Raw genomic sequence first — 26,181 nt, forward strand, 5'->3', positions numbered from 1 at the left:
GGGCGTTTTTAGCCCCCAAATTTCAATTATTTTGAGACTGCTCGATAATGACCACAACCACAAATATTCATGACCAACGCATCCTGATCCTGGATTTTGGTTCTCAGTATACTCAGTTAATCGCACGTCGAATCCGTGAAATCGGTGTGTATTGTGAACTTTGGAGCTGGGATGTTGATGAAGCCGATATTCGTGACTTCAACCCTAACGGCATCATTCTTTCTGGTGGTCCGGAGAGTGTAACGGAGAACGGTTCTCCGCGTGCTCCGCAATACGTATTTGAAGCGGGCGTCCCTGTGTTCGGTGTTTGCTACGGTATGCAGACCATGGCAGAACAATTGGGCGGTAAGGTTGCGGGTTCAACATTGCGTGAATTTGGCTACGCACAAGTGAACGTTGTTGAGCCTACAGATTTCTTCAAAAGTATTGAAGATGCAGTTTCTGAAGACGGTACAGCGTTGCTTGACGTTTGGATGAGCCACGGTGACAAAGTGGTCGAGATCCCGTCTGGTTTCGTCAAAGTTGCTGAAACGGAGACCTGTCCGTATGCGGCAATGGCCAACGAAGAGAAGCACTTCTACGGTGTTCAGTTCCACCCGGAAGTGACGCACACTCGCCAGGGTATGCGTATTATCGAAAATTTCGTTCTGAACATCTGTGGTTGTGAGAAGCTCTGGACGTCAGCCAACATTATCGATGACGCTATTGCTAGCATTAAAGAGCAGGTCGGTGACGATGAAGTTATCCTTGGCCTGTCAGGCGGTGTTGATTCATCTGTTGTTGCAATGCTGATTCACCGTGCGATCGGTGACAAGCTGACCTGTGTATTTGTCGACAACGGCTTGCTTCGCTTAAACGAAGGCGAGCAGGTAATGGAAATGTTTGGTGATCATTTTGGTCTGAACATTGTTCATGTTAAAGCTGAAGATCGTTTCCTTGACGCACTGGCCGGTGAGAATGATCCAGAAGCGAAACGTAAGATCATCGGTCATGTCTTTATTGATGTCTTTGATGAAGAATCGAAGAAACTGAAGAACGCAAAATGGCTGGCTCAGGGTACAATTTACCCGGATGTTATCGAATCTGCAGCATCGAAAAACGGCAAAGCACACGTCATCAAGTCTCACCACAATGTGGGTGGCTTGCCAGATGATATGGCAATGGGTTTGGTTGAGCCGCTTAAAGAGCTGTTTAAAGATGAAGTGCGTAAGATAGGCCTTGAACTTGGTCTGCCATACAACATGCTATACCGCCACCCGTTCCCTGGACCTGGTCTCGGTGTACGAGTACTGGGCGAAGTGAAGAAAGAGTACTGTGATTTACTGCGCCGTGCCGATGCAATCTTCATCGAAGAGCTGCACAATGCGGACCTGTACAACAAAGTCTCTCAGGCATTCACTGTTTTCCTACCGGTACGTTCTGTTGGCGTTATGGGTGATGGCCGTAAGTACGATTGGGTTGTATCTCTACGTGCAGTAGAAACAATCGACTTCATGACCGCACATTGGGCGCACCTGCCATACGATTTCCTCGGTAAAGTATCGAACCGTATTATCAATGAAGTTGATGGTATCTCGCGTGTTGTTTACGATATTTCTGGTAAGCCACCAGCGACGATCGAGTGGGAATAAATTTTCTTCTCTGACAGAAGAAATTGAAGCTTCGCCCTTGTCGTTTGTAGGGCGGAGAACATGAAAAAGCACCTTCGGGTGTCTTTTTTGTTTTTATTATTTTTAATTTTGTTGGTTATGTCAGAAGACGGTGATGATGGGGGCGGTATTTGGCTTGTAGGTATTGCTGTTGTAGGGATGGTGTTCTGATGTTGCGCTCGTGTTTGCGCTATGTTTTGCGTTAATACTTTATTACAAAATATCATTGCGCTGTTTGCTCAATTGTTGGTTTGATGTGCGTTTTGATGCTTAGTTTTCATTACAATTATCTGCAGGGCTTTCCGCAAGGAAAAGTTCCAGATTGATTGGCGACAAAACTATTAATGCACCGCCGCAACCATACACATCATCAACGGCCATGGAGTTCCCATGAGTAATCAAGCAGTACACAAGGCACCGGATACCTCGCCGAGTGCGATGAACAAGTTTCTCAACTTTATCGAGCGAACCGGCAACAAGATCCCTGATCCGGCATTGCTCTTCTTTTGGGGGTTGATCCTAGTTTGGATTCTATCCGCAATTCTTTCACAGTTTCAATTTGGCTTAATTCATCCGGTTTCCGGTCAGGCCGTCGAAGTCAATAATCTGTTAACCGGCGAATCCTTCGCTAATTTCTTGGCAACAATGGTGAAAAATTTTACTGGCTTTGCACCTTTGGGAATTGTGTTGGTCGCAATGTTGGGGGTCGGTGTTGCTGAAGCATCCGGCTTTATTAATACCGGCCTGAAGAAAATGTTGAATGTCACACCGGCAAAGTTTATTACGCCAGTGCTGATTTTGGTCGCGATTGTTTCGCATACTGCGGCTGATGCCGGTTACGTATTGGTTATTCCGCTAGGTGGTATCATCTTTCATGCTGCTGGCCGTCACCCGCTTGCCGGGATTGCCGCCGCTTTTGCTGGCGTCTCGGGTGGATTTGCGGCTAACTTCATTCCTTCTGGTATCGATCCGCTGCTGGCCGGATTTACGCAGGAAGCGGCTCAGATCCTGGACCCTGAATATGTGGTCAACCCGCTATCGAACTTGTTCTTTACGGGCCTGTCGTCGTTACTGATTGTCAGTATCGGCTGGTACATCACTGACCGTATTATTGAGCCGCGCCTGGCGAATACTGAAATTGATGAAGATGCTGAAGAAGCGCCAGATATGGGCTCGTTCAGCGAACTTGAAAGCAAAGCTTTTTCTCGGGCTGGCTGGGCGATGATGGCCGGTATCGCGGTATTGGTTGCAGCCTTGATCCCAGAGAGCTCTCCGCTGCGTTCTCCAGCCGGTGAGATCACCGCATTTAACGCGCCGGTAATGCAGTCTATCGTACCGTTAATCTTTATTCTGTTTGTCATTCCTGGTGTGGTATACGGTAAGGTCGCAGGTACGTTTAAAGCCAGTGACGATGTGATTAAATCGATGTCTGCAACAATGAGCAGCATGGGTAGCTTCATGGTTATGGCGTTCTTTATTGCCCAGTTCCTTGTTGCATTCAGCCAGTCGAACCTAGGTACACTATTGGCGCTATCAGGGGCTCAGTTCTTGCAGGCAATGAATCTGCCTGGTCAGGTGACGATTATAGGTATGATCCTATTGACTGCTTTTGTGAACTTACTTGTTGGGTCGGCATCAGCGAAGTGGGCTCTGATTGGCCCTATCATGGTTCCAATGCTGATGGCGGTCGGAATCTCTCCTGAGCTGACTCAGGCTGCTTACCGTGTCGGTGACTCGGTTTCTAATATCATTTCTCCGATGATGGTGTTCTTCCCGCTGGTGGTTGTTTATATGCAGCGTTATGTGAAGAACTCAGGGATTGGTTCGTTAGCATCGATGATGATGCCGTACTCGATTGCGATGCTGATTGGCTGGACAATCTTCCTGCTGGTTTACTGGGCTATTGGTCTTCCTTTGGGAATTCAGGCGCCATATACGTACAGTATGTAACCACTATCATTTAGTCTTATTAACAAGCCCGGCATCTGCCGGGCTTGTTATTGTTTGTTGGCTCTAGTGCACTTTATGCCTTGAAGTGGCTGGCATGGAAGCGAAGGTGATCTTCAATAAAGCTCGCAATAAAGTAATAGCTGTGGTCATAGCCTTCCTGCATCCGTAGCTCTAACGGGTAGCTGCTTTGCTTGGCTGCTGCTTGAAGCATTTCAGGCTTTAGCTGCTCGGTCAGGAAATCATCCTTGGTGCCTTGATCAACCAGTGCCGGAACTGGGTTGGTTGACAGCTTCATTAGCTCACTGCTGTCATACTGCTTCCAGATATCCTGATTTGTTCCCAGATAGCCTGCAAATGCTTTTCTGCCCCATGGGCAGTTTACCGGGTTGGTGATCGGGCTGAAGGCCGATACCGAGTTGAAATGTTCCGGGTTGCGCAAAGCAATCATCAGGGCACCGTGTCCGCCCATCGAGTGGCCACTGATCGCCCGTTGCTGGCTTACCTGGAAGTTGTTTTCGATAAGCTCTGGTAGCTCTTTGACGACATAGTCATACATTTGGTAGTGGCGGTTCCACGGTTCGCGAGTGGCATTGAGGTAAAAACCCGCTCCCAGACCGAAGTCATAGCTGCCTTCCGGATCGTCGGCAACACCTTCACCGCGTGGACTGGTGTCTGGTGCCACGATAGCGATACCAAGCTCTGCCGCAATACGCTGTGCGCCGGCTTTCTGCATGAAGTTTTCGTCAGTGCACGTTAACCCGGATAGCCAGTACATTACCGGTACCTTGACGCCTGTAGCTGCTTGAGGGGGTAAGTAAATAGCAAAGCGCATTTCACAGTTCAATACTGCAGAGCGGTGGCTGTATTGTTTATGCCAACCACCGAAACTTTTGTTGGCGCTGATATTTTCTAAAGTCATGAGGGGGGGATCTCTTATGTCAAAAAAGCGCTGCCGGAGCAGCGCTTATCAATCACGCCGGTAATCATTACCGGTACCAGGATTATTTGTCGAAGTGAATAACGCTGCGGATACTCTTGCCTTCGTGCATGAGATCAAACGCGTGGTTGAGATCTTCCAGTCCCATGGTGTGAGTGATGAAGTCATCCAATGCGAATTCGCCAGCCATGTAACGCTCAACGATTTCCGGCAGTTCAGAACGGCCTTTAACGCCACCGAATGCAGAACCACGCCACACTCGACCTGTTACCAGCTGGAACGGACGGGTAGAAATTTCCTGACCGGCTCCGGCAACACCGATGATCACAGATTCACCCCAGCCCTTATGGCAACACTCAAGAGCCGAGCGCATGACATTCACGTTACCGATACACTCGAAAGAGTAATCTACGCCGCCGTCAGTCATGTCAACGATCACTTCCTGGATAGGCTTATCGTAGTCGTTCGGGTTGATGCAGTCAGTCGCGCCTAGCTTTTTCGCCAGCTCATATTTGCTCTCATTGATATCAACACCAATGATACGGCTCGCACCAGCCATTGTTGCGCCAATGATAGCTGACAGGCCGATTCCGCCTAGGCCAAAGATAGCAACTGTGTCGCCCTTCTCGACTTTTGCCGTATTAAGCACTGCGCCCATACCGGTTGTTACTCCGCAGCCCAGCAGGCAAACTTCTTCTAGCGGTGCATCTTTGTTGACTTTTGCCAGCGAAATTTCAGGTAGTACAGTGTATTCAGAAAACGTTGAGCAGCCCATGTAATGGAAGATAGGCTTGCCGTCTTTGTAAAAACGGGTTGTACCGTCAGGCATCAGGCCTTTGCCTTGCGTTTCACGAACAGCCTGGCACAGGTTTGTTTTTCCTGATTTACAGAATTTACACTCGCCGCACTCTGCGGTGTAAAGAGGGATAACGTGATCGCCGACCTGAACACTGGTTACACCTTCGCCGATCTGCTCGACAATGCCGCCACCCTCGTGGCCAAGAATTGACGGGAAAATACCTTCAGGATCATCACCAGAAAGAGTGAAAGCATCGGTATGACAAACACCGGTTGCGACGATGCGTACGAGTACTTCACCGGCTCTTGGTAGCATTACGTCCACTTCTTCAATCGACAGTGGCTGATTAGGGCCCCAGGCAACAGCGGCTTTGGATTTAATAAATTGATCAGACATTCTGTACTCTCTTATCTAATGATTTGGTGTCTACAGAGAACCGTCTTATTCGCGTTTTGAACGGTTGAGCGAATCAAAAGATCGCGAGCGGTATCAGTACACTGTAGAAAAGAAATTCGTCATCGACGACAGTTTTTTATCTAACATCATTTGTCGTGATGGTGAGTATTATATTTCTTTCCAAATGAATGATAATTACCTTGTAAGGTAAATTACCTTTACGAGGTGGTAATAATCATCATCAGAGGGAAATTGGCAAGGTGCTGATTCTTATGATGACGCGAAATCCCTTGGCCCAAGCAGTTGGAGCAGAGCTGGCTTGGCATTATAATGCGCCTCCTGTTACTGAAAGTATGATTTGAGAGACCACGTGACCGATCAGAACAAAGACGAATTGTTTATGCGCCGAGCTATTGAGCTGGCAGCCAAAGCCGAAGAAGAAGGTGAAGTGCCTGTCGGGGCGGTGGTGGTGTATAACGGTCAGGTGATCGGAGAAGGGTGGAACCGATCGATAGGTCAGCATGATGCAACAGCACATGCGGAAATCATGGCGCTTCGCCAGGCAGGGAAAGTGATCCAGAATTACCGCCTGCTGGAAGCAACCTTGTACGTGACCTTGGAGCCCTGCCCGATGTGTGCGGCGGCGATGGTACATAGCCGGGTTGGCAAAGTGATCTACGGTGCCTGTGATCTAAAGACGGGAGCTGCCGGCAGTGTTATGAACTTGCTTAGCTACGAGCAGGTCAACCATCATGTTGCCTGTGAATCAGGTTTGCTGGCCGACGAGTGCCGCGCTCAGCTACAGGCCTTTTTCAAGCGCCGTAGGGCTGAGAAGAAAGCAGAGAAAAAAGCCCGTCAGGCAGCGTTGGGCGAGCACCAGGCTAAAGCATAAATACTTAAAGTTAGTACCGTTCATATACAACAAAGCCCGGCATAATGTCGGGCTTTGCTGTATTGGTTTTGTCGTGATGATGCTCGCGAGTAAGGCGAGTAACAGATCAGCTGACTATACTGGCCGCAACAATGTAGCTACGCTGACGCCAGAGGATCTTTTTTCGGATATTGGCATTTAAACGCTTACGTCGAGTTGCGATAGATGTCATTCGCTGTTTAAGACTTCTGACCGCCTTTTTTTGTCTGGTAAATCGCATAGGTTCTTCCCACAAAGCAATGGCATTGTTATGCCTGAAGATTGATGTGCCTGAATAAATGGCAAGGATGTTGGCTTTTGAGCCGAGCCCGAATATTGGGTCGATTGTCACCTAATTAGCGATGATTAAGAATGATCTGAGTCGCAGATTAAGGTTTGGCCTTACAAATAGATAAACACCGAATGTGATTATAAGGCCGACACTCAACGGCCCTATCTGAGTATGGCCGTTGAGTATCGTATTGCGCTATTTACTGGCTGTTTTGGTCGGCGTTGCCGTATTGACCGCCTCGGTGCCAGTTGTCTGAAGGGCTGCCTCCGGAATCAACGGTGGGGTGATGGTGTGTAAGCCGTCAATAACCGCAATATCCTGCTGCTGAGGGGGCTGATTGTGGGCCTGCTCGTAACCGATAATGCTCTGGTAGTAACGACGAATATTTTCGACATAATTCAGGGCCTCATCTCCACGGGCATAGCCATAACGAGTCTGCTGGTAATATTTTCGCTGACGCAGCAACGGCAGTCGTTGCTTTACATCGCTCCAGGCATCCGGATTACCGCCTTGCTTTTTTGTCAGGCGGCGGGCATCCATCAAGTGGCCGAAACCGACATTGTATGACGCGAGGGCAAACCAGACTTTCTCGTGATCTTCGATACTATCAGGGATCCGGTTGATCATTTTCCGCAGGTAATGAGTACCACCGCGGATACTCTGCTCAGGATCAAGACGATTATTCACGCCGACAGATTTTGCGGTTGGCAATGTCAGCATCATCATCCCACGGACACCGGTTGGAGAAACGGCTTTTGGGTTCCAATGCGACTCCTGATAGGACAGGGCTGCAATCAGACGCCAGTCGAACTCTTCAGCATATTTTTTGAAGAGTGATTCCCAGCGCGGCAGTTTTTTCTCGATGGCACGCAAGAAAGCCCGGGTATCGACATAGTCGAATGTCGCGACATGGCCGAAATACTTTTCTTCCAGCTTGGCAAGCTCACCGTCTTGCTGCATTTCGCCAAAGAACTCGATGAGTAGCGCATACAGGCTGTCATCTGTGGTCTGGTTGACAAACCAGGCGATGGGCTCATCTTCAGTTAACTCTAGGGCGGTAGCTATATCTGGGTGGATACGTTGGCTCAGCGCAACATCGACAGAGTCGGCAATGGTGTAGTCCAGCTCCCCTGTGGCGACCATACGAAGGAGTTCATCGCTGTCACTTTCTTCAACGGCTTGCCATTTTAGTTGCGGGTAAAGGACTTGCAGAGTATTAAGGCTTTTTTCATGGCTTGAACCTTTAACAACCATTAGCGAGCCTTTGTTTTGTGCCAAATCCTCGGTATTGCGTGGACGCCATTGCCCTTTTTTATAGACCACAATCTGGCTGGCATAGTAATAGGCCGGTGCTGCCCGAAATGTTTCCAGTCGGTCATCGGTCATGGTCAGTCCGGCAGCAACGATATCAACATCACCTCGTTTTAGGCTCGGAAAGAGACCTGCGAGGGTGAACATCGGCTGCATTTCCAATTTTACACCTAGCTTGGCTGCAAACCGCTGTGCAAGCTCGTAGTCCAGACCGGTCGGACCGTCACTGCCAATAAAGTATGCTAGCTGGTTATTCAGTGTCCCGACGCGCAATACTCCGCTTTCGCGGATCTTTTCCAGATCACTGCGGGCAGGGGGTTCCAGCCATTTGCATCCGCTAAGCAGTAACAAGCTCAGCAATATTGCAAGAGCGTACCGGAGGTGAGGGGTTAATCGAATATTGTTCAACAACATGTGCTCATCGTTATAATTAGGTGTTCTTTATACCAAAGCTCGTCATATCAGCAAAGTCGCTCGACAGTTCACTGTGAGGAATTCTCTGTTTTCAAATATAATTAAGTGTATCTGCTAGATCCTCGGTTTGTGCTATTTGGTGGGAAAAATACACACTCCCTCAGTCTTCCCAGAGCAAATCATCATTTTATCTTCCTTGATTTACCAGGGAATGAAAAAAAACACGCAAACGGTTGCGTCAGGTGTTACGTCACAAAAAAAATTACTTTATACTACGCATCATCATGAGTTACTCGCCTCGATTCAATCGGGTCAATTCGGTGTAAAAAGGTGGCATTGACGTAATTAGCCCAGTGATTGAACTGGGTGTTAGGCCAATATCACCTTCATTCAACTGCTAATCGAGAGACGTACGCACATGGAAATTTTGCGTGGTTCACCCGCACTGTCTGAGTTTCGCGTTAACAAGCTATTACAGCGTTGCCGCGAGTTAGATCTGCCTGTGTCAGGCATTTACGCTGAGTTTATGCATTTTGCTGATGTATCTGCTCCCCTGAATGCTGATGAGCAAAGCAAGCTGACAAGTCTGCTAACCTACGGTCCAACGATTGCAGAGCATGAGCCGACAGGCACCCTGCTACTGGTTACCCCTCGTCCTGGTACTATCTCTCCATGGTCTTCCAAATCAACGGATATTGCCCATAACTGTGCCCTTGACGCCGTGAAGCGTCTCGAGCGTGGTACGGCGTATTACGTTGAGACCAGCGCTGCTTTGACTGACGTTCAGCTTACTGAACTGAAAAGCTTGATCCACGACCGTATGATGGAAGTGGTGTTCACTGAGCTGGAAGCGGCAATTGCGCTGTTCAAGCAGGCTGAGCCCGCACCGGTACAGAGTGTCGATATCCTTGTGGGTGGACGTAAGGCACTTGAAGAAGCCAACGTCACCCTCGGTCTGGCGCTGGCCGAAGATGAAATAGACTACTTGGTTGATAATTTCACCAAGCTGGGCCGTAATCCGAATGACATCGAGCTGATGATGTTTGCTCAGGCCAACTCGGAGCATTGCCGTCATAAAATCTTTAATGCTGACTGGACGATCGACGGTGTTGATCAGGAAAAGTCACTGTTTAAGATGATTAAGAATACCTACGAGAAAAACCACGACTACGTGCTGTCTGCCTATAAAGATAACGCGGCGGTTATGGAAGGCTCTCATGTCGGCCGCTTCTTCCCGAACCCTGAATCTCGTCAATATGATTATCATCAGGAAGCGGCACATATCCTGATGAAAGTGGAAACCCACAACCACCCAACCGCGATTTCGCCTTGGCCGGGGGCATCAACCGGCTCCGGCGGTGAAATCCGAGACGAAGGCGCAACCGGTATTGGTGGTAAGCCAAAAGCGGGCTTGGTCGGTTTTACCGTTTCCAACCTACGCGTACCGGGCTTTGAGCAGCCATGGGAAACTGATTTTGGTAAACCTGGGCGTATCGTCAACGCCCTGGATATTATGCTTGAAGGTCCTCTGGGCGGGGCAGCCTTCAATAATGAATTTGGTCGTCCGAACCTACTTGGCTACTTCCGTACCTACGAAGAGAAAGTGACGTCTCACAACGGCGAAGAGGTACGTGGTTACCACAAGCCGATTATGATTGCCGGCGGTATGGGTAATATCCGTGCCGAGCATGTGCAGAAGAAAGAGATCCCGGTTGGTGCCAAACTCATCGTTCTGGGTGGCCCGGCGATGAACATTGGCCTGGGTGGCGGAGCGGCATCTTCAATGGCATCCGGTCAGTCGGCAGAAGATCTGGATTTTGCCTCGGTACAGCGTGAAAACCCTGAAATGGAACGTCGTTGTCAGGAAGTGATCGACCGTTGTTGGCAGATGGGTGAAAACAACCCAATCGCCTTTATCCACGATGTCGGTGCCGGCGGTATTTCTAATGCCCTGCCGGAGTTGGTTGATGACGGTGAGCGTGGCGGTAAGTTCCAGCTACGTGATGTACCTAATGATGAGCCAGGTATGAGTCCGTTAGAGATCTGGTGTAACGAATCGCAAGAACGTTACGTGATGGCAATTGCACCAGAAAATATGGCGGCGTTTGATGCTATCTGTAAGCGCGAGCGTGCACCGTATGCGGTGGTAGGTGAAGCGACCGAAGAACGCCATTTAACCCTCGAAGATAGCCATTTCGACGATACGCCAATTGATATGCCGATGGACATTTTATTGGGTAAAGCACCCAAGATGCATCGAGATGTGAAAACACAGATAGCGGAAGGTCAGGCAATTGATCGTGACGGTATCGAGTTAGAAGAAGCGACACACCGTGTGCTTCGTCTGCCAGCCGTTGCCGAGAAAACCTTTCTGATCACCATTGGTGACCGAACGGTAACTGGCCTTGTTGCCCGTGACCAAATGGTAGGCCCTTGGCAGGTGCCAGTAGCAAACTGTGCCGTAACGGCTGCCAGCTACGATACGTATCATGGCGAAGCGATGTCGATGGGTGAGCGCACGCCGGTGGCTCTCCTTGATTTCGGGGCCTCAGCCCGTTTGGCTGTTGGTGAGGCAATTACCAATATTGCCAGTGCCGATATCGGCGATATGAAACGTATTAACTTGTCGGCCAACTGGATGTCTCCAGCAGGTCACCCGGGAGAAGATGCGGGTCTGTACGAAGCGGTTAAAGCGGTGGGTGAAGAGCTGTGTCCGGCTCTTGGTCTGACGATCCCTGTCGGCAAAGACTCGATGTCGATGAAGACCAAGTGGGAAGAGGGCGGTGAGCAGAAAGAAGTCACCTCGCCGCTGTCTCTGATCATTACCGCCTTCGGCCGTGTTGAAGATGTCCGCAAAACAGTCACGCCTCAGCTCCGTACTGATAAAGGTGATTCAACGCTGGTGTTGGTAGATTTGGGCTGTGGGAAGAACCGTCTGGGCGCGACCGCGCTGGCGCAGGTCTACAAGCAGCTGGGCGACAAGCCGGCTGATGTGGATAGTCCCGAGTTGCTAAAAGGCTTTTTTACTGCCGTACAGTCTTTGGTCCGCGATGAAAAAGTGCTGGCTTACCATGACCGTGGTGACGGCGGTTTGTATGTTACGCTGGCTGAGATGGCATTTGCCGGCCATACCGGTGTTGAAGTCGATCTCAATACAACCGATGGCGACGAGTGCGAAGATGTTCTCGCGACGTTATTTAACGAAGAGCTAGGTGCCGTGCTTCAGGTGCGCACTGACGATCTCGATACGGTACAGTCCGTATTGGCGGCGAATGGTCTTGAAGCATGTAGTCATGTGATTGGTACTGTGGTTGATGAAGATATCGTTCGTATCTGGAATGGCAACGATCGTGTCTTGGAGCAAAGCCGTACTGAGCTGCGTACTATCTGGGCCGAGACGACCTACCAGATGCAGGCTATGCGCGACAACCCGGCAGGTGCCCTGCAAGAGTTTGAAGCGAAAAAAGACAGTCAGGATCCGGGTCTGAGTACCCACCTAAGCTTTGATATCGACAGTGATGTAGCTGCACCTTTTATCGCCGCTCCTGCTATAAACAAGGGGGCGAAGCCGCAGATGGCGATTCTGCGAGAGCAGGGGGTTAACTCCCATGTCGAAATGGCGGCAGCTTTCGACCGAGCAGGTTTTGATGCCAAGGATGTCCACATGAGTGACATTCTGTCGGGCAACGTGAAACTTGATGGTTTCAACGGTTTGGTTGCTTGCGGTGGTTTCTCGTACGGTGACGTACTGGGTGCCGGTGAAGGCTGGGCTAAGTCTGTGCTGTTCAACAACATGGCACGGGATCAGTTCGAGAGTTTCTTCAATCGCAACGATACTTTCGCACTGGGTGTTTGTAACGGCTGTCAGATGATGTCGAACTTGCGCGATCTTATCCCGGGCGCAGAGCTGTGGCCTCGCTTTGTCCGTAACGAATCTGAGCGTTTTGAAGCCCGCTTTAGCCTCGTGGAAGTCCAGCAAAGTGATTCATTGTTCTTCAATGGTATGGCAGGCTCCCGTATGCCTATAGCGGTTTCTCATGGTGAAGGTCGAGTCGAGGTTCGAAGTGGTGAGCACCTGAATGCGATAGAGCAATCTGGTACGGTGGCACTGCGCTATCTCGACAACTACGGCAATGTGACCCAGAATTATCCGGCGAATCCGAATGGTTCACCTAATGGTATTACTGGTCTGACAACGCAGGATGGCCGCGTAACTATCATGATGCCGCATCCGGAGCGTGTATTCCGTACCGTGGCAAACTCTTGGCACCCAGATGACTGGAACGAAAATAGCCCGTGGATGCGTATGTTCCGTAATGCCCGCGTTAACATTGGCTAAATTTTCTATTGATTGCATACAGGTTTAACTAACCAACAAATGAAAACCGCTCCTCGGAGCGGTTTTTTTATTCTTGCTATTCTATACCCAGGAGCCAGGAGGTCGTTTGGGTATAAGTTGCGCATCTAATAAGCTCGTTTATTGTAAAATTTGTAGTGGTTAACCTTTTTCGCTGAATTTACTCGCCTTTGTGGATAATCTGTGATTAAGCTGAGGGTAGGGTGTTTATAGGAGGGTGCATGATTTTCTTTGACCTTGATAATACCTTGCTTGATCATGACGGTGCCGAGCAGGATGCGATCCGAAGTTTTGCTTCCCGTTACCGTGATAGCATCGTCCCGTTCCAAGGCAGTCCAGAGGCTATCTGGCGTGAGATCACAGACCGGCAACGTGCACGATGGCGCGCTGGTGAGTTAACTTTCGAAGGGCAGCGACGGGCTCGGATCAGCGAGTTATTTGAACGGCCGTTAACCGTGGCTGAAGCCGATCAATTATTTGCTGAATTTTATGCGATATATCGCCAGCACTGGCGGTTATTTCCTGATGTTAAACCGGCTTTAAGGCAACTTCGGGATTGCTCCCCCTTGGCTGTGATCACCAATGGCCTAAGCATTCAGCAGGAGGCTAAGCTTACCGAGACCGGTATTCGTGAGTATTTTAGCTTTATCATGACTTCCGAGCAGGCGGGTGCCGCAAAGCCAGATCCTCGTATTTTTCAGGCCGCTTTGCAGTTTGCCAATAAAAGTGCCGATGAATGCTGGTTTATCGGTAATCATCCATTAAACGATGCCCATGCTGCACAGAAAGTAGGAATGAAAACAGTATGGTTAAATCGCTGCGGATCAAGGGAAAAGGTCAACACCCGAGTTGTGCGCTCGTTAAGCGGCTTTGTGGATTTGGTAAAAATACATCATTGATATTAATAACAATAGGCTGAACTTTCCAGGCTGGGAATGTCAAAAAGTACAGTAATCAAAATAACAAATATGAATCGGAGATTTATTGTGATTTTGATTGAGGTAAATGCTATTCACGCATAAAATGTGTGGTTTATTTTATGCTAATGGCTCCTGATATCAATGCTTTCATGGAAGAGAGAAGGGAATGGAATACCCTAAAAGAAATGGAATGGTAACTGCCGCTCAGGGGCTGGCAGCACTCGTTGTTATCTGTTTGCTCCGCTATTTAGATACTTTTGCGGTTATCTTCAGCATTAATCAAGTGGGCATTGTTCCAAGTATCATCGCGACGTTGGTATTGCTTTCCGGCGTGTCTGCAATTGCCGGTTTGGTCCGTGGCGATATGTGGGGGTTTATCCCGCTGTACTTTTTCATACCTGCCGCTACCATGTTCTTCGGGTTCAGTCTGATCCCCTATCTTCCCTTGCTGATCGAGCCTGAATATCGTAGGTTGTTGGTTATCGCTATTAACAGTTGTGTCTTGCTTTATGCCGTATTTTTACTGCTAAGAATGATGGACTCCGATGTCATATTGCCAACTGAAAAGTACTGAATCGCGTAACAACGCATTGAGCTTATTGCCTCAGATCTGTGATAATACCCTCAATATTAATCAGGCAGTTGGTGCCGATTTATGCACCAGCGACCTCTGCTCAGCAAAGGACGATGAAAAATGAAAAAAATTGAAGCCGTTATCAAGCCATTCAAGCTTGATGATGTTCGTGAAGCCCTAGCAGAAGTAGGCATCACAGGGATGACGGTATCGGAAGTGAAAGGTTTCGGTCGTCAGAAAGGCCATACTGAGCTATACCGCGGTGCAGAGTACATGGTGGATTTCCTGCCGAAAGTGAAGCTGGAAATTGTCGTTGCTGACGAAGTCGCCGAGCAATGCATCGATACAATCATCGAGACAGCGCAAACCGGAAAGATCGGTGACGGTAAAATCTTTATGTTTGATGTTGAGCGTGTGGTGCGTATCCGGACTGGCGAGGAAGACGAAGACGCCATCTAAATTTGCATTATTGCTTCGTTATTTCGCTCAATAACTGCATCAGGGGTGCTCATTTATGCGTATAAACTCCGCGCCCCTTTTTTTGTTCTTGAGCGAAATCCCTTCGCACTAATACAAGTTGCTGGTTTTGATTTCCCTTGTGGAACAAAAAAGGCTTGCCATCAAGGCAAGCCTTTTTAGTCGTTTCGCTACTCTTTCTAACTCGTAACCATTTTTCCGCTATATCGGCCTGGCTTGTGGTTCATTGCCAACACTAAATTCAGCAGCACTGCGCCGAAAACGGATAAAGCCAAGACCATAGGGCTTACCAGGAAGAAAGAGGCGACGAGGATACTGATATCAATCCCCATTTGTAGCTTGCCAGCCGACAGGCCAAATTTTTCCTGTAGATACAATACCAAGACATTGAAGCCGCCGAGGCTGGTCTGGTGACGAAATAAAATCAGCATGCCTAGCCCCATAAGCAAGCCCCCGATAGCGGCACAGTAGAGCGGTTCAAGGCGACTGATTTCAAGTACATGATGAAGGTTATCGGTAATTACTGAGACTAAGCCGCCAGAGATGATGCTGGTAACAGCAAAGCCCTTGCCCATTCGAAACCATGCCATGAGGTAGAACGGAGTATTCAGTAGAAAATACAGTTGGCCGAAAGAAAGATCGACAAATTGGGTTAGCAGCAGTGCCAGCCCGGTTGTCCCGCCTGTCAGTAAGTCAGCCTGCTGGAGAAAAAAAACACCCTGGGAAACGACAAACGTACCGGTAAGAATAGCAATGATGTTTTCTTTCAGTGAATGATGATAACCGCTCAAAAGTACACTCCTTATATCAGAAGCGCGCATAATAAGGGGAACCATACTGAAAGCGAAATTGTTGTTGCAAACAGAGAAAACATAGCTGTAAGGTATTTTGTACGGAATCGTAAAATATTAATTTCCTTATTTCCTTGTAATATGCTGCAACTAAGAGGAAGCATGATGGTGGTTGATTCGTCAAGATGAAAACAATTCATGCTGATGTTGAAAATAAACATACAGAATTAAGAATAAAAAGTTCTTTGAGGACTATCTGATTTAGATCAAATTCTGTAACATATTGCATTAGATGTTGGCGGGACGAAAACGTTTGCGTCTAGGCGCCGCCTAGCTTTACGATATGTTGATATTCACCAGGAATTGCTTGCTGCCAATTGACACAAGGGTCTGAAGATCTCAGGCGCTTCTGTGAATTTGTATGAGAACAATCTGAGTCAGGAGATACAGATGCTAAAACGCGACATGAATATTGCCGATTATGACGCAGAACTTTTTGCAGCCATTCAGGAAGAAACTGCGCGTCAGGAAGAGCACATCGAGTTGATTGCTTCTGAAAACTACACCAGTCCACGTGTAATGGAAGCGCAAGGTTCTCAGCTGACGAACAAGTATGCCGAAGGCTACCCGGGCAAACGCTATTATGGTGGTTGTGAGTATGTCGATAAGGCTGAGCAGCTAGCGATTGAACGTGCCTGTCAGCTATTCGGTGCAGAATATGCGAACGTCCAGCCGCATTCGGGCTCGCAGGCCAACAATGCTGTTTATATGGCACTCTTGAATGCCGGTGATACGGTATTAGGTATGAGCCTGGCGCACGGCGGCCACTTGACTCACGGTTCACCGGTAAACTTCTCAGGTAAGCTTTACAACATCATTCCATACGGCATTGATGAAAGCGGTCAAATTGACTACGAAGAGATGGAAGCCCTTGCCCTTGAGCACAAACCGAAGATGATCATCGGTGGCTTTTCTGCCTATTCCCAAGTTGTTGACTGGAAGCGCATGCGTGAAATTGCCGACAAAGTTGGCGCGTACTTCTTTGTCGATATGGCTCACGTCGCCGGTCTGATTGCCGCTGGCGTTTATCCGAATCCAGTTCCTCATGCGCATGTTGTTTCGACAACAACGCACAAAACACTGGCGGGTCCTCGTGGTGGTTTGATCCTGTCAAGCGAGGGGGAAGAGCTGTACAAGAAGCTTAACTCAGCGGTATTCCCTGGCGGCCAGGGTGGTCCTCTGATGCATGTTATTGCAGCCAAGGCGGTCGCTTTTAAGGAAGCAATGGAGCCTGAGTTCAAAGACTATCAGGCGCGTGTGGTTGAAAATGCCAAAGCGATGGTTGCTGAATTCATGGAGCGTGGTTACAAGATCGTTTCCGGCGGTACTGAAAACCACCTGTTCCTGGTTGATCTGATCGACAAAGGCATTACAGGAAAAGAAGCGGATGCGGCACTGGGTGAAGCTAATATCACCGTTAACAAGAACAGTGTTCCGAATGATCCGCGCAGCCCATTTGTGACCTCGGGTATCCGTCTCGGTACGCCTGCGATCACCCGTCGTGGCTTCTCGGTTGAAGATAGCAAGCAGCTTGCAGGCTGGATCTGTGATGTTCTGGATAATATCGACAAGCCTGAAGTGATTGAAGCGACCAAGGCGAAGGTACTAGAGATCTGTCAGCGTCTACCTGTTTACGCTTAATAGCACCTCACCTCTTTGCTATTTAGTCCGATACCAGCATCGGAAGTGCTCATTTATACTTAATAAACTGCGCGCTTCCTTTTTGCTCTTGAATGGAATAGCGTCGAGCTGAAGCACTATATGGTTACGTGTCGAGTACATTGCACTGCTATAACCGAATAAAACGGCACCTTCTTAAGGTGCCGTTTTGCTTTTGTCGGTCAGAATAATAAGAAAAACCATTCTTATACTCTCAATAACCGATTGAAATGGGTTACACTGAGTCGACGAATTTTAGGAGGCAAGATGCATTGTCCTTTTTGTGGTGCAAATGACACCAAAGTGATCGATTCCCGTCTGGTTGCAGACGGCCATCAAGTCCGTCGCCGTCGTCAGTGTCTGGCTTGTAATGAGCGTTACACGACGTTTGAAACCGCTGAGTTAGTCATGCCTCGGGTGATTAAAACCAACGGAAACCGCGACCCGTTCAACGAAGATAAGCTTCGTGGCGGGATCCAGCGTGCACTGGAAAAACGTCCGGTGAGTGCCGATGATATAGAGCGTGCCATCAACACGATTAAATCCCGCCTTCGCGCAACGGGAGAACGCGAAGTGCCGTCGGAAATGATTGGAAACTTAGTCATGGAAGCATTGAAAGAGCTGGATAAGGTTGCCTATATCCGGTTTGCTTCTGTTTATCGTAGTTTTGAAGATATTCGAGAGTTTGGTGAAGAAATCGCCAAATTGGAAAAATAAGCGGAGTTGGCGGCAGCTTTCAGCTGACTAACACCATGAAGTGAATACTAAGTCTGATGTTCTCATCCATTGATCATGCCATGATGCTGCGTGCCATTGAATTGGCAAAACGCGGTCGTTTTACCACGGCTCCGAACCCTAATGTTGGTTGTGTGATTGCTCACGGCGATAACATTGTCGGAGAGGGTTACCATTATCAGGCAGGTCAGCCGCATGCTGAAGTTTTTGCTCTGCGTGCCGCAGGCGATAAAGCCGAGGGAGCGACTGCCTATGTGACGCTTGAGCCTTGCTCCCATTATGGACGCACACCGCCGTGTGCCGAAGCTCTTATCCATGCCAAGGTGTCGCGAGTAGTATGTGCAATGGTTGATCCCAACCCGCAAGTTGCAGGACGTGGTATCGAAATGCTGCAAGTTGCCGGGGTGGAAGTGCAAACAGGCCTGCTTGAAGCCGATGCCCAGGCGTTGAATCCTGGTTTTATCAAGCGAATGAAAACCGGTATGCCCTATATTCAGCTTAAACTGGCTGCGAGTCTCGATGGCCGAACGGCATTGTCGAATGGCCAGAGCAAGTGGATCACCGGGCCTGCAGCCCGTGCTGATGTGCAGCGCTTTCGTGCCAAGGCTGGTGCCATTCTTTCAACCAGTGCCACCGTGCTGGCTGATGATCCATCGCTGAATATTCGCTGGGATGAACTTGGCGAAGAGGTTCAGCGTGATTATCCGCTGTCGGCGGTGCGTCAGCCTTGCCGTGTCGTGATTGACAGCCAGAATCGGGTGACTCCGGCGCATAGACTTGTTCATTTGCCGGGCAATACGATTCTGGCACGTAGTGAGCAAGGCAATGAGGAATGGCCACAGTCTGTTGAACAGCTGTTGGTACCTGCAAGAAACAAAGCTGAAAGCCAGATTGATTTGCAGGCCTTGATGAGTGCCTTATCACAGCGAGATATTAATCATATCTGGGTTGAGGCCGGTGCCGGATTAGCCGGAGCGTTACTGTCAGCCGGACTGGTTGACGAGCTCATTATCTACCAGGCACCTAAACTGATGGGAAGCGATAGCCGGGGGCTGATCGATCTACAGGGGCTGACGGCGATGTCCCAAGTTCCCGAGCTGGATATCAGTGATGTTCGGATGGTCGGGCCGGATATTCGAATTACCGCCCGAATCAAACAAGTCTAACGAGCAAATCAAGGAATTTAAATTCATGTTTACTGGCATTATCGAAGCTGTAGGTACGATTACAGCGCTGACACCGAAAGGTGCTGATATTTCTGTCACGGTAGATTCCGGCAAGCTCGATTTATCCGATGTAAAATTGGGTGACAGTATTGCAACCAACGGCGTGTGTCTGACTGTTGTTGAACTGACCGGTAGTGGCTATGTTGCCGACCTGTCGTTGGAAACGATACAGCGTACTGCGTTTGCCAATTACCAAGCCGGACAGAAGGCCAACCTGGAAAAAGCGATGCTGCCAACAACTCGTTTTGGCGGCCATATGGTGTCGGGCCATGTTGATGACGTGGCCGAAGTTATCGAGCGAACCCATACGGGGCGGGCGATTGAGTTTTGGGTTAAAGCCCCCGATCATCTGGCGAAATATATTTCAGAGAAAGGGTCGGTGTCTGTCGATGGCATTAGCCTGACAGTCAATGCTATTCGTGGCAACGAGTTTAAATTGACGATTGTGCCGCATACCGCGGCAGAAACCACAATGGAATCTTTTAAGGCGGGGCGCAGCGTCAACCTTGAGGTTGATGTCATTGCCCGTTACCTAGAACGTTTGATGCTAGGTGAGAAAGCCGCAGATAAAAAATCTGAAGTTACTATGGACCTACTGGCAAAAACTGGGTTTTTGGGATAAAGCATTAGGATAAGGGTATTGTTATGGCGTTAAGCAGTGCAAAAGAAATAATCGAAGATATTCGCCTGGGTAAGATGGTTATCCTCATGGATGATGAAGATCGCGAAAATGAAGGCGATCTGATTATGGCATCGGAAAAGATTACCCCTGAAGCGGTGAACTTTATGGCGACTAACGGCCGAGGCCTCATTTGCCTGACTCTGACCCAAGACCGCTGCAAGCAGCTTAACCTGCCACTGATGGTGCAGGAAAATACCGAGCAGTTCAGTACCAATTTTACCGTTTCGATTGAAGCTGCACAGGGTGTTACCACTGGGATCTCTGCTGCAGATCGTTCCCGTACCGTTCAGGCGGCCGTGGCTGAAAATGCCACTGCGGCTGATATTGTCATGCCGGGGCACATTTTTCCGCTGATGGCACAGGAGGGCGGGGTACTCGCTCGTGCAGGTCATACTGAAGCTGGGTGTGATGTTGCCCGTCTGGCAGGCTTGGAACCATCCAGTGTGATTGTGGAAATTCTGAATGAAGACGGCACGATGGCACGTCGCCCGGATTTGGAAGTGTTCGCTGAAAAACACGGCCTTAAGCTGGGAACCATCGCTGATCTGATTGAATATCGCAATAATAACGAAACCACGATTGAACGTGTTGCCGAGTGCCGTTTGCCGACTGAGTTTGGCGACTTTGACATGATCACCTACCGTGACACTATCGATAATGAAATTCATCATGCGTTGTGCAAAGGTGATGTGGCATCAGAGCCGTCGACATTGGTTCGTGTTCACCTGCAAGATACTTTCAAGGATATACTCCATTCCGGAGCATCACAGTGGACTCTGTCTGCAGCCATGAAGCGTATTGCTGACGAGGGCGGTGTGCTGGTGGTGCTGAGCAAGCACGAGCCTCAAGAGGCGGTGATCACCAAGGTGAAGCACTTGGCTGCCCAGGAGGAAGGCAAACCACTGGTGAAACTAAATCCGAAAGATCAGTCTCGTCAGGTTGGGGTTGGCTCTCAAATTTTGTCAGATTTGGGAGTCACGAAAATGCGTTTGCTATCTTCTTCTACCCAGCGCTATCACTCACTGTCAGGTTTCGGCTTGGAAGTTGTTGAGTATATCTGCGAGTAAATGAATAAGCGGGCCTGTTTGGAACGGCCTGCCTTTTTTCTTCTGCTGCAGCTAGATGGTTGAGCAGGAGGTAATTTTAAAATACCGGTGAGAAAGTCGTGCTCACCACACAAGGGTGGCTATTTGCCTGTCCTGCTTGAGCTGGATGAGATGCGAATTGGTATAACTTTTAAAGTGTGGTAGACTCCCGCGGTTTCTCAAACCGGAAAGACATAGTCACAGGAAGGCCCATGAAGGTAATTGAAGGCGCCATCGCGGCACCAAACGCAAAGGTTGCTATCGTAATCGCACGCTTCAACAGCTTTATCAACGAAAGCTTGCTTTCAGGCGCATTGGACGCACTGAAACGTCAAGGTCAGGTAAGCGATGACAATATCACTATTGTTCGTTGCCCTGGTGCATACGAGCTTCCACTGGTTGCTCAGCAGGTTGCCAAGAGCGATCGTTACGATGCTATCGTGGCGCTAGGCTCTGTGATCCGTGGTGGTACTCCACACTTTGATTATGTTGCCGGTGAGTGTAATAAAGGTCTGGCACAGGTCGCTCTAGAGTTTAATACTCCAGTCGCGTTCGGTGTTCTGACTGTAGATTCTATCGAACAAGCCATTGAGCGTGCCGGTACCAAGGCTGGTAATAAAGGGGCAGAGGCTGCACTAAGCGCGCTTGAAATGGTTAATGTCCTGTCCCAAATCGAATCCTAATGGGGGTTACTGTGAAACCAGCCGCACGTCGAAATGCACGTCACTTTGCTATCCAAGCTATTTATTCTTGGCAAATCACGAAAGGTAATGTTGCCGATATCGAGCAATACTTCCTTTCTGGTGACAAATTTGAAGAAGAAGAGCATCAGGCCGACGCGCCTGAGCTAGCAGCACCGCATACAGACGTTGCTTACTTCCGTGATCTGTTCACGGGTGTGGTTCTGAACCATCAGGAACTGGACAGCAAAATGCGTCCGTACCTGTCTCGTCCGCTACAGGACTTGGATCAGATGGAACTTGCGCTGCTTCGTCTTGCTATGTACGAGATGACTAAGCGTGATGACGTACCATACAAAGTGGTTATCAACGAAGCTATCGAACTGGCGAAAGCCTTCGGTGCAGAAGACAGCCACAAATTTGTGAACGGTGTGCTGGATAAAGCAGCACCAACACTTCGCAATAAGAAGTAATCGAATACGATTCTAGAGGGCCAGCTTAGCTGGCCTTTTTTCTGTCTTTAATTTGAAAAACAGTATGGCTAGTAACGAATTTGACCTCATTGCTCGGTATTTTGAGCACCAGAATGTAAACCGCCGGGATGTGGCTTTGTCTATCGGCGATGATTGTGCCTTGCTTAATGTTCCGGCAGGCAGCCAACTGGCTGTCAGTACGGACTCGCTGGTAGCAGGTACCCACTTTTTGCCTGATGCCGATCCGGCTTTGGTGGCCCATAAGGCGTTGGCTTCAAATCTGAGTGATTTGGCAGCAATGGGCGCGACCCCGGCCTGGGTGTCGCTAGCCCTGACTTTGCCAACACCAGATGAAGACTGGCTACGTCCGTTTTGCCAGGGCTTCTTTGCGCTCGCGGATTATTACAATGTTCAGTTAGTCGGTGGAGATACCACCAAAGGGCCGATGAGCATAACGATCACCGTACATGGCTTTGTCCCTCAGGGCGAGGCGTTAACCCGAAGCGGTGCACAGTCTGGTGACTGGATTTATGTGACCGGGAACCTGGGTGATAGCGCAGCCGGGCTTGCTTTGCTCCTTGGCGAAAAAACAGTTAGCGATCCGCAACTTCGAGCAACCTTGCTTGATCGTCATTACAAGGCACAACCCCGGATCCTGGCCGGACAGGCATTAAGGGGGATAGCGTCCGCGGCATTAGATATTTCTGATGGCCTAATTTCCGATCTCGGTCATATTTTGAAACGCTCTGGGCTTGCAGCCAATATAGAAGTTGATAAATTACCGCTTTCACCGGAATTGCGCTTGTTCGAAACTGTCGTTGATAAAGCGCTGCAGCTGGCACTGGGCAGTGGCGAAGAATATGAGCTCTGTTTTACTGTTCCCGAGCAGAATCGTGGTGCAATTGATACCACTTTGGCACACTGTGGCGTGAAAGCGACTTGTATCGGCCAGTTGCGACCTGGTCGTGGGATCTCGTTGAGCAGGGGCGATCAGAAGCTTGACTGGCAATTGCACGGCTATGACCATTTTGCGGAGTAATACGTGGGAAATCCTAAAGATAACATTAACCTGAAAAATCCTTGGCATTTGTTGGCAACAGGGTTCGGTAGCGGCTTATCGCCGATTATTCCGGGAACAATGGGTACGGTGGCATCAATTCCTTTTTACCTGCTGATGGTAAACCTTCCTTTTGCTGCATACCTGATAATCACCCTGGCGGCAGCATTAATCGGGATTACAATTTGCCAGAAAACCTCGGATGATATGGGCGTGCATGATCACGGTAGCATTGTCTGGGATGAATTTGTCGGTTTCTGGATCACTATGGCTGTTGTTCCTGTAGCCAGCTGGGAGTGGGTGCTGACAGGATTCGTACTGTTCCGTTTCTTTGATATGGTTAAACCATGGCCGATAAGCTGGCTGGATAAGCATGTCCACGGTGGTCTGGGTATTATGGTGGACGATATTCTGGCAGGCTTTATGGCGATGATATCGCTTTGGGGAGTCGGCTACTGGATGGGCTGGTAGTACAAAGGCCTGATCTGACATACTACGGAGCCGCGCAATTGTGCGGCTTTTTAAATGAGCTTTAAATCAACGCGCTATAAATTGTTCGTCTAGGCTTTATTAAGGTTTTCAGAACGATTTAGTGGTGAGCTATGCTGTGGCGCTGGGTAAAAGTGGTTGCAGGGTTACTATTGGCATGTCCGGTGATGGCACAGGTATACCCTTCAACAGGGACTGCTTGGGTATTGCCGGGAAGCTGGGACGAGCCGCTGGCGACTTCATTTTTCAATACAGCCCAAGATGTGAAAGATTGGGAGCTCAGCCATGCCGATATTATCTTTGGCAGTATGCAGGATGTCGATACTAATCGGCAGACGATTGCTGTTGGGTATATGTATAGCCAAAAGCTGGATTGTCGCCCGGGAAAACAGTCGGCATGGTTAAGCAAACAGGCTTCTTTGTCTGGGATCGACATGGAAGACGGATTCCTGCATTTTGCGGAAGATACCCGGCTTGAAGTTGAAAAGGCCAGTTCCGGCTTGGATTACTTGCTTGAAGGACAGCCTTACCACCTATTGCTGGTACGCAATAACCAGTTTTCCACCGCACGTTTGCCGCTGACACTTCAGCCTGACGACGAAGTCATCCTTTTTTCCTCCTATCCCTTTGATGCCATTCAGCTTAGAGCTGATGGTTCTCCGTTGCTCAAGCTGAATATGACTGATGAAAAAGGAAATGTTGCCGGGTGGAAAAAAGCAAAGGTTGATTGGTCCGGGACTAAGGGGGGGATGGTTTCTGACCCGTATCAAAGTGGCCAAGAGCAGCAAATCCTGACCGGTCAAATTGACCTGAAAGACCACTGGCAGAGTGCATGGCCTTATTACCAAGAGCGCAAGCTTAACAGTGGTCATATCGGGTTGGATAATGGCCTAAAAACGTGGATGGTGAAATTAGCCTGGCCGGAGGAAGTTCGGTTAAGCGCGTTAAGTATCCAGCCGTGGCTGAGACTAGAGGCACAGCAGTTGCTGCTCCCCGGTTGGGATCCTGATAATGATAAAGATAGAAACGGTTACGTCGATGCAACTGAGTTTAGAGATCGCATCAATGTAAAGGCCAGTGCCCGTTTCAGGCATCAGGCTCGGTTGATCCCTGCCGGGCATATGTGGCCGGGAACTTGCTGGTACCGGGTTAATTTCGCCAATGACGCTTTTAACAAGCTTCATTCACGCTGGTATCACTACGATTGGCAAAAGCAGGGGTTAAGCGGGGCGTATAATGATGATATGGCCAAGTTGCTCGATAAAAATCAGTTTACCGTCCTTGAGGGGGGGAAGCTTAGTGAGTTGCCGCTTCAGGCTGGTACGGCAGAGGCAGCAACGGAATATGCGATACAGCTGGCTGGCTTCTTACAGCTGGTGAAAAAGAAGACTCAGACCAACTGGCTGGCGGCAAACATATCGGAACTTAACCTTTGGCATTATTCCGTGTGGCCGGTGCAGTTAAGAGAAGTTGTTGATCTTTGGTTGAGAGAGCATTATCTCACTCCTGCCATGGGGCTGCTGAGAATGCAGCAAGCTTGGGAGACGTTTGCCCTGGCAAAAGCCGGGGATAAAAGCCTGATCATGTCATCGGTGAAAGGAGGGCGCAGTGAACTGACGCCGTCATCTGACGATGCTTGGCAACGTGATATTGAAACCGGATTAGCACAGTATTATTTTTTTAACCTACCGGGCTACACTTTTTTCCATAGTTGGAACCAGAGCTATTTCTATGGCAGCGGCAATACTACATTACGCACTTGGTACCGACAGGGAATACCGAAAAACTGGGTCTACCAGCCTACAGGAATGCTTGAAATAGATATTGGTTTGCCTAGCGGTATTCCTAAGGGGTACAAAGCTGTAACTTGGGAAAATAAAGGTGACAAGGCAAAGACAACCGCTTCTTCGATATCTGATATTCCGCTCCGACCGGCTAACTGGTTTTGGCTGTACCGCTCAGGCTGGTTCGGTGATTTTCCCAAAGAAGGCGTGATTGCGCGGCGTTATAGTGAAGGGTTAGTTTTATACCGAGGCATCAATGAAAGAAATAACAAAGGTTTTTTGTTAGCAAAGCCATTGCGGGTATCTCTGCCGGGAGAATACCAGAGGATTTACTATGATGGTTCGTTAGGTGAGCCAGTGCGCTACATTGAACTTGGCGGTTACGAAGGTGTTGTGCTTAAAAAAGTCCCTTGGCCCAATGTTAGTGTGGTTGGCGTTGATTTCTAGCGCCTAGCTCCCGTTTCCTGCAATAGG

Annotated in this window: 23 protein-coding genes; 18 read left to right on the forward strand and 5 right to left on the reverse strand. The window is 49.1% G+C overall.

Going from position 1 to position 26,181, the window contains the following annotated elements; translation table 11 throughout:
* Positions 1-47 precede the first annotated feature (47 nt).
* The 3 genes from guaA (at position 48) to EDI28_RS20645 (ending at position 3,599) form a co-directional block, all read left to right on the forward strand.
* A complete protein-coding gene (gene guaA / locus EDI28_RS20640) occupies positions 48-1,631 on the forward strand; it encodes a glutamine-hydrolyzing GMP synthase (RefSeq protein ID WP_128785779.1) in 1,584 nt (527 codons plus the stop codon).
* 60 nt (positions 1,632-1,691) lie between these two features.
* Entirely contained in the window at positions 1,692-1,820 is a 129-nt protein-coding gene (locus EDI28_RS27565) for a hypothetical protein (protein ID WP_267900013.1), read from the forward strand.
* A 219-nt stretch (positions 1,821-2,039) separates the two neighbouring features.
* On the forward strand, positions 2,040-3,599 hold the full coding sequence (locus tag EDI28_RS20645) for an AbgT family transporter (RefSeq protein WP_128785780.1): 1,560 nt from the start codon (positions 2,040-2,042) through the stop codon (positions 3,597-3,599).
* Between the two features lie 73 nt (positions 3,600-3,672).
* On the opposite strand, the gene fghA is transcribed toward EDI28_RS20645, so the two are convergent.
* Together fghA and EDI28_RS20655 are read right to left on the reverse strand one after the other, a co-directional pair.
* On the reverse strand, positions 3,673-4,518 hold the full coding sequence (gene fghA / locus EDI28_RS20650) for an S-formylglutathione hydrolase (protein WP_128785781.1): 846 nt from the start codon (positions 4,516-4,518) through the stop codon (positions 3,673-3,675).
* Between the two features lie 82 nt (positions 4,519-4,600).
* Complete coding sequence (locus tag EDI28_RS20655; RefSeq protein ID WP_128785782.1) at positions 4,601-5,731, reverse strand: S-(hydroxymethyl)glutathione dehydrogenase/class III alcohol dehydrogenase; 1,131 nt, start codon at positions 5,729-5,731, stop codon at positions 4,601-4,603.
* A 370-nt stretch (positions 5,732-6,101) separates the two neighbouring features.
* Between EDI28_RS20655 and tadA the strand changes: the two genes are divergently transcribed.
* Entirely contained in the window at positions 6,102-6,623 is a 522-nt protein-coding gene (gene tadA / locus EDI28_RS20660) for a tRNA adenosine(34) deaminase TadA (protein WP_128785783.1), read from the forward strand.
* A gap of 106 nt (positions 6,624-6,729) precedes the next feature.
* Here tadA and EDI28_RS27035 read toward each other — a convergent pair whose 3' ends face one another.
* Positions 6,730-6,882, reverse strand: a complete 153-nt coding sequence (locus EDI28_RS27035; RefSeq protein ID WP_164918599.1) for a hypothetical protein — start codon at positions 6,880-6,882, stop codon at positions 6,730-6,732.
* A gap of 246 nt (positions 6,883-7,128) precedes the next feature.
* Positions 7,129-8,658, reverse strand: coding sequence for a membrane-bound lytic murein transglycosylase MltF (mltF, locus tag EDI28_RS20665; RefSeq protein ID WP_128785784.1), 1,530 nt, complete (start codon positions 8,656-8,658; stop codon positions 7,129-7,131).
* 418 nt (positions 8,659-9,076) lie between these two features.
* Here mltF and purL point away from each other — a divergent pair, with 418 nt between their 5' ends.
* From purL to glnB, 4 genes are all read left to right on the forward strand, one after another.
* Entirely contained in the window at positions 9,077-12,997 is a 3,921-nt protein-coding gene (purL, locus tag EDI28_RS20670) for a phosphoribosylformylglycinamidine synthase (protein WP_128785785.1), read from the forward strand.
* 239 nt (positions 12,998-13,236) lie between these two features.
* Positions 13,237-13,914 carry an HAD family hydrolase gene (locus EDI28_RS20675; RefSeq protein WP_128785786.1) on the forward strand — a complete coding sequence of 226 codons (678 nt, stop codon included), beginning with the start codon at positions 13,237-13,239 and terminating at the stop codon, positions 13,912-13,914.
* A 187-nt stretch (positions 13,915-14,101) separates the two neighbouring features.
* Positions 14,102-14,509, forward strand: a complete 408-nt coding sequence (locus tag EDI28_RS20680; protein ID WP_128785787.1) for a hypothetical protein — start codon at positions 14,102-14,104, stop codon at positions 14,507-14,509.
* 120 nt (positions 14,510-14,629) lie between these two features.
* A complete protein-coding gene (gene glnB / locus EDI28_RS20685) occupies positions 14,630-14,968 on the forward strand; it encodes a nitrogen regulatory protein P-II (RefSeq protein ID WP_128785788.1) in 339 nt (112 codons plus the stop codon).
* A gap of 197 nt (positions 14,969-15,165) precedes the next feature.
* Here glnB and EDI28_RS20690 read toward each other — a convergent pair whose 3' ends face one another.
* Positions 15,166-15,777: a DUF6198 family protein gene (locus EDI28_RS20690; protein ID WP_428431536.1), complete on the reverse strand. Its 612-nt coding sequence runs from the start codon at positions 15,775-15,777 to the stop codon at positions 15,166-15,168.
* A gap of 450 nt (positions 15,778-16,227) precedes the next feature.
* Here EDI28_RS20690 and glyA point away from each other — a divergent pair, with 450 nt between their 5' ends.
* The 10 genes from glyA to EDI28_RS20740 all read left to right on the forward strand — a co-directional run bounded on the left by glyA (position 16,228) and on the right by EDI28_RS20740 (position 26,154).
* Positions 16,228-17,478 carry a serine hydroxymethyltransferase gene (gene glyA, locus EDI28_RS20695; protein WP_128785790.1) on the forward strand — a complete coding sequence of 417 codons (1,251 nt, stop codon included), beginning with the start codon at positions 16,228-16,230 and terminating at the stop codon, positions 17,476-17,478.
* 285 nt (positions 17,479-17,763) lie between these two features.
* Positions 17,764-18,213 (forward strand): transcriptional regulator NrdR, encoded by a 450-nt coding sequence (gene nrdR, locus EDI28_RS20700; RefSeq protein ID WP_075763701.1) that lies wholly within the window; start codon positions 17,764-17,766, stop codon positions 18,211-18,213.
* 56 nt (positions 18,214-18,269) lie between these two features.
* Positions 18,270-19,397 carry a bifunctional diaminohydroxyphosphoribosylaminopyrimidine deaminase/5-amino-6-(5-phosphoribosylamino)uracil reductase RibD gene (gene ribD / locus EDI28_RS20705; protein ID WP_128785791.1) on the forward strand — a complete coding sequence of 376 codons (1,128 nt, stop codon included), beginning with the start codon at positions 18,270-18,272 and terminating at the stop codon, positions 19,395-19,397.
* Between the two features lie 25 nt (positions 19,398-19,422).
* The gene (locus tag EDI28_RS20710; RefSeq protein ID WP_128785792.1) at positions 19,423-20,079 is read left to right on the forward strand and encodes a riboflavin synthase; all 657 of its coding nucleotides are present in this window, start codon (positions 19,423-19,425) and stop codon (positions 20,077-20,079) included.
* Between the two features lie 23 nt (positions 20,080-20,102).
* Positions 20,103-21,206, forward strand: a complete 1,104-nt coding sequence (gene ribBA, locus EDI28_RS20715) for a bifunctional 3,4-dihydroxy-2-butanone-4-phosphate synthase/GTP cyclohydrolase II (protein ID WP_128785793.1) — start codon at positions 20,103-20,105, stop codon at positions 21,204-21,206.
* A gap of 230 nt (positions 21,207-21,436) precedes the next feature.
* Positions 21,437-21,907, forward strand: a complete 471-nt coding sequence (gene ribH, locus EDI28_RS20720) for a 6,7-dimethyl-8-ribityllumazine synthase (RefSeq protein ID WP_128785794.1) — start codon at positions 21,437-21,439, stop codon at positions 21,905-21,907.
* Positions 21,907-22,377, forward strand: coding sequence for a transcription antitermination factor NusB (gene nusB, locus EDI28_RS20725; RefSeq protein ID WP_128785795.1), 471 nt, complete (start codon positions 21,907-21,909; stop codon positions 22,375-22,377). Before ribH ends, nusB begins: the two co-directional genes overlap by 1 nt.
* A 64-nt stretch (positions 22,378-22,441) precedes the next feature.
* Positions 22,442-23,416 carry a thiamine-phosphate kinase gene (thiL, locus tag EDI28_RS20730; RefSeq protein ID WP_128785796.1) on the forward strand — a complete coding sequence of 325 codons (975 nt, stop codon included), beginning with the start codon at positions 22,442-22,444 and terminating at the stop codon, positions 23,414-23,416.
* 3 nt (positions 23,417-23,419) lie between these two features.
* On the forward strand, positions 23,420-23,905 hold the full coding sequence (gene pgpA, locus EDI28_RS20735; RefSeq protein ID WP_128785797.1) for a phosphatidylglycerophosphatase A: 486 nt from the start codon (positions 23,420-23,422) through the stop codon (positions 23,903-23,905).
* A gap of 131 nt (positions 23,906-24,036) precedes the next feature.
* Positions 24,037-26,154, forward strand: a complete 2,118-nt coding sequence (locus tag EDI28_RS20740; RefSeq protein WP_128785798.1) for a hypothetical protein — start codon at positions 24,037-24,039, stop codon at positions 26,152-26,154.
* Positions 26,155-26,181 lie beyond the last annotated feature (27 nt).

Source organism: Photobacterium chitinilyticum, from assembly GCF_004104355.1.
GTDB classification, from domain to species: Bacteria; Pseudomonadota; Gammaproteobacteria; order Enterobacterales; family Vibrionaceae; genus Photobacterium; species Photobacterium chitinilyticum.